Genomic DNA, 4,650 nt, shown 5'->3' with positions numbered 1-4,650 from the left:
CCAGAAGAAGACCATCAGCGGACACCACCACCGTGTGCGACACCCCCGGGGTGTTCTCCACAAAGCTGGTGATCAACCAGTTGAGGTTCTGCGCCGCCTGGCTCATCGGGCTCACACTAACGCTCCTACTGATAGGTGGGGCCGACGCCCCGGTCTGTGCGGCCGGCCGAAGAGCCGGCCTGGCGCCCCTGTTGGATGCCCCGACGGAGGTTGGTCAGCCTGCCCCGGACGTCGTCCGGACGGCGGGAGACCTGGGGGCCTGCCTGGGTGGGCTGCGCCTGCGACTGCGCGGCCCCCGCCACCAGGTTGGCGCGGGGCACCCGCTTGGGCAGCCCGGAGGTGGTGACACCACCCGCGCTCGGCTGACGCAACTGCTCGGCCTGGCGCCAGCGTTCGTCGTTGGGCGAGGCGCGCCAGGCGCCTGGGCCGGCACCGGACGCGGGCTGCTGGGCGGAGGGCGGAACGGCACTCGCCGGGCCGTCGGGCCGGGCGGTGGGGGGCGCCGTGTCGTGCGCCCGCTGGGGAACGGCGGGCGCGGTGGGGGTCTGGGCCTCGGCCGGCCGGGGGCCGGCGTCGGGCGGCGGATAGGCCCGCCGGGTGCCGAACCAGGTGGACTCCATCTCCTCGAAGATCGGGGTCCGTTCGGCGGGCCGCTGCGGCTCCTGCGCCGGCAGCGGCGCGGTCAGCTCGTCCCTCGGACGCTGCCAGGACGAGGTGCGCTGCTCGTCGGCCGGCAGCCCCTGCCGCTGGTCCTGCCGGGCCGGGTACTCGCCGGTGGGGTACTCCGTGGGGCGCGGGGCGTGGGCCGCCGGGTAGCCGCCGGTGGGGAACTCGCCGGTGTCGTGCGGTCCCGGCTGACCGTGCCGGGGCGGCGGGGCGCCGAAGACGGAACCACCGTCGTCGGGGGCGCCGGGGAAGGCGGCCTGACCGCGCCCGTCGGGGCGGGGCGCGGGCGCGTCGGGGCGCTGGCCGTGGCCCTGCGGGGTCGGCGCCTGCGGACGCTCGACGTCGGAGTGCTGCCGGGGCGGCTCGGCGAGGGGGTACTCGCCGGTGGAGGAGGCGTCGTGGCCGCGCGGGGCGTCAACGTCGTTGCCCACGGCGGGTATTCGCGCGGTGTCGTCCCCGGTGGCCCAGCTGGGGCGGCCAGCGGCCGGGCCCGGCGCGGGCTGCTGCGCCGGCTGTCCCGGGGGCGCGGAGTGCTGGGCGTGCGCCGGCTGCTGCTGGGGAACGTGCCCCTGCCGCTCGGGACCCGCCTCGGCGCGCTGCGGCTCGATCGCGCTGGGGCCGCGCTGCGGCTCCTGCGGTGCGCCCTGCGGCCGGGGGGCGTCCATGCTTCCCGGGCTGCCGGGGCTTCCCGGGCCCGGGCGGGCGTCGGCGTGCGAACGCGAGGGCAGCGCCGGGCGTTCGGGCCGACCCGGAACGCCGCGCGCGGGCGCCTGGCGGCCGAGTCCCGGCTCCTGCTGGCCGCCCTCGGGCTTGCCCAGCGAGGGGCGGCGCCCGGGCGGGGTGTCCCGTTGCAGGGTGGCCGAGGCGGTGCCGGCCGCCCGGCCGCCGGGCCGGGGGCGGCCCGCGCCCTGGGCCACGTCGGCGGGCAGCATGACCAGGGCGGTGGTGCCGCCGGAGTCGGAGGGCCGCAGCTGGATGCGGATGCCGTGCCGCAGCGACAGCCGGCCGACCACGAACAGGCCCATCCGGCGGGAGACGGAGACGTCCACCGTGGGCGGGTTGGCCAGCCGGTCGTTGATCTCGGCCAGGTCCTCGGGCGACAGGCCGATGCCGGTGTCGTGGATCTCGACGAGCACCCGGCCGTCCGGCAGGGCGTGGCCGGTGACCTTCACCTTGGTCTGCGGCGAGGAGAACGAGGTGGCGTTCTCCAGCAGCTCGGCGAGCAGGTGCACGAGGTCGTTGACGACCCGGCCGGCGACGTCGGTCTTGGGCACGGCGCTCAACTCGATGCGCTCGTACTGCTCCACCTCGGACGCGGCGGCACGGAGCACGTCGACCAGCGGGACCGGGCGGGTCCACCGGCGGCCGGGCTCCTCGCCGGCGAGGACCAGCAGGTTCTCACCGTTGCGCCGCATTCGGGTCGCGAGGTGGTCCAGCTTGAAGAGCGAGGAGAGCTGGTCGGGGTCGGCCTCGCGGGACTCCAGCTCGGAGATCAGCGACAGCTGCCGCTGGATCAGACCCTGGCTGCGGCGCGAGAGGTTGGTAAACATCGCGTTGACGTTGCCCCGCAGCAGGGCCTGCTCGCCGGCGAGGCGGACGGCCTCCCGGTGCACGTCGTCGAACGCCTGGGCCACCCGGCCGATCTCGTCCCTGGTGTGCACGCCGACCGACTCGACGGAGGTGTCGACGTCGCCCGGTTCGGCCTCGGACATCTGCTTGACGACCTCGGGCAGCCGGGTGCGGGCCACCTCGGTCGCGGTGTCCTGGAGGCGGCGCAGCGAGCGCACCATGGAACGGGCCACCACGAACGCGCCGACCAGCGAGATCCCGAGGACCAGCAGCACGATGGCGCCGTTGAGCAGGGCCTCACGCTGCGCCTCGTCGCGCAGCTGGCGGGCCTGCTCCTGCATCTCGAAGAGCAGGGTCCGCTCGATGTTGCCCATCGCTTCGATCTTGGTGCGGTCCTGGTCGTACCAGTTGCGGTACGTGCGCTCCTCGGTGCGGATGCCCTCCTCGGCCGAGAAGACCCGCTGGGCGAAGTCGTCGGCGGCGGCGATGTTGGCGATGCCGCCCTCCAGCGGCGAGAGCAGCGTTCGGACCTGCTCGTTGTCGCCGTAGATCTGAGCGAAGTTGTCGATGGCGACTTCCTCGCTGATCAGGTGGGTGCGGCCGAACCGCCAGTCCGCCTCGGAGAGTTCCGCCTGACCGCCGGGCCGCTCCGCGCGGGCCAGGCCGGCGGTGATCACGGCGCGCTGGATGGAGGCGTGCTCCTTGGCGGAGGAGAACGCGGCCAGCGCGCGGGTGCTGCTGATCATGTCGCTGTTGTTGGTCGCCTGCGCCATGTCCTGCGACAGGCTCAGCAGCGCCTCGATGACCTCGCTGTACTGGGTGACCGTCTGGGAGGCGTAGTCCGGGTCGTCGTAGGCCGAGTTCCGCACCTGGCTCAGCTCGTTGAGCCGCCGGGCGATGTCGTGGATGGTGGCCTCGACGCCGCGCATCGAGTCGTCGTAGCTGTTGATCTGGAGGCGGGCGTCGGAGAAGGCGAGGATCGCCTCGTCCGTGCGCTCCCGGGAGCTGATGACCTCGTCGCTGTCCGGGTTGTCGCCGCTGACCAGCGGGCCGGCCGAGCGGTCGCGCTCCTCCTGGAGCGCGGCGGCCAGCAGGGTCGCCTGCTGGGTGATGTCGGTCAGCAGCTGCATGTCCTCCAGCTGCTCGACGTTGCCCAGCGACTGCTCGATACGGAGGGCGCCCATCACGGTGGCGGCGGCCACGGGGAGCGCGATCAGCGAGACCAGGCGCGTGCTGATGCGCCAGTTGCGCAGGGCCAGCCGGGAGCCGGCGCTGATCGGGCGCACCGGCGAGGCGCCCGAGGGCGCGTCCTTGCCCTGGCTGACCGACCGCTTCCCGGAAGGCTGATCCTTGCCGCCGGCGGCCGGCCGTGCCGGCTCGGCACCGGGGGCAGGCCCGGTGGAAGAGCCGCGATCCGTCGCGTCGCTCTGCCCCGCGTCCCCCGCGGCACTGCCTTCCTTCTTGAAACGTCCCTGCACTAGCGTCGCAACCTCTGGACCAGGCGTCTCGCCGCGGGTGCGGCGGACGGTATCGAGCCCGGGGCAGTCGAGGCCCCGTAACGGTCGTTTGGGCAACCGGCGGGTGAAGGTGATCGGATCGGTTGGTGAGTGACGCCGGTGTGCGCCCTCACAAAACCCGCTGACCCGCGCGGTTCGTGGAATTCCAGCACAGTGGCCGATCTCCAACAAGGGCCCGGGATACTCCTGTGACATCTATGACGCTGTGAAGACGGACCATCACCTGGCGTGCAGAGCCTGCGGGAGAAACCGGACTTTCGGCCACCACATCACCATCGGATTCTCACGCGCCCCGGAACCTGTCGCGGGCCGCGCGCCGCCCCGCCCGGGATGTCCGGATCGGCGGCGATGGTGAATGCACTGAATCACCCCATTTACCCCATGTCTCGTGAGGAAACTCACACCTCACGGGTGTCTATCACCCCGTCCCCGCCGGGTATCCGGCGCTTAGCCTCGGCTTTACAAAGCTTCCCGGACTGACAAGGCTGACACACCGTGAAGACCACGCTGATCACCCACTCCATCGCCAATCCTCGGCGTACCACCCTGGCACACCTCGCCGACGCCAGCGCACTCGCCCCCGCCGAACTGGCCCCGGCCGGCGCGCCCGAGCTGCCGGCCAGCACCGCCAACCCCCGTCGCACGGTGCTGGAGAAGGGCCAGGAGCCCTCGGTGGCCAGGGAGTTCACGGCCATCGCCGACTGAGCGCCTCCGACCACGCGAGCGGCCCGCCCGGACGCCACGGACGACAAACCCCCGAACCCCTCACAGGGGCCGGGGGTTTCGTCATGAACCGGGCCGGGCGCCTCGAAGCGCGAACGGGCACCCGGGCTGACCGCCCGGCGCCTCGCGGCGCGGCGGGGCGTGCGCCGGTGCGGGCGCGCCGCACGCCCCGCCG

The 4,650-nt window shown here is 73.6% G+C and carries 3 protein-coding genes; 1 reads left to right on the top strand and 2 read right to left on the bottom strand.

Going from position 1 to position 4,650, the window contains the following annotated elements:
- Both EBN88_RS28760 and EBN88_RS28755 read right to left on the bottom strand, forming a co-directional pair.
- A partial coding sequence (locus EBN88_RS28760) for a roadblock/LC7 domain-containing protein (RefSeq protein WP_147472895.1) occupies positions 1 to 115 on the bottom strand: 115 nt, incomplete at its 3' end.
- A 10-nt stretch (positions 116 to 125) separates the two neighbouring features.
- Positions 126 to 3,713, bottom strand: a complete 3,588-nt coding sequence (locus EBN88_RS28755; RefSeq protein WP_122399939.1) for a sensor histidine kinase — start codon at positions 3,711 to 3,713, stop codon at positions 126 to 128.
- Between the two features lie 534 nt (positions 3,714 to 4,247).
- Here EBN88_RS28755 and EBN88_RS28750 point away from each other — a divergent pair.
- Positions 4,248 to 4,457, top strand: coding sequence for a hypothetical protein (locus EBN88_RS28750; protein WP_122399938.1), 210 nt, complete (start codon positions 4,248 to 4,250; stop codon positions 4,455 to 4,457).
- Positions 4,458 to 4,650 lie beyond the last annotated feature (193 nt).

Origin of the sequence: Streptomyces triticirhizae (genome assembly GCF_003696235.1) — a bacterium.
In the GTDB taxonomy this organism is placed as follows: domain Bacteria; phylum Actinomycetota; class Actinomycetes; order Streptomycetales; family Streptomycetaceae; genus Streptomyces; species Streptomyces triticirhizae.
The sequence above is the reverse complement of the archived record's forward strand: the minus strand, read 5'-3'. Positions and strand labels throughout refer to the sequence as shown.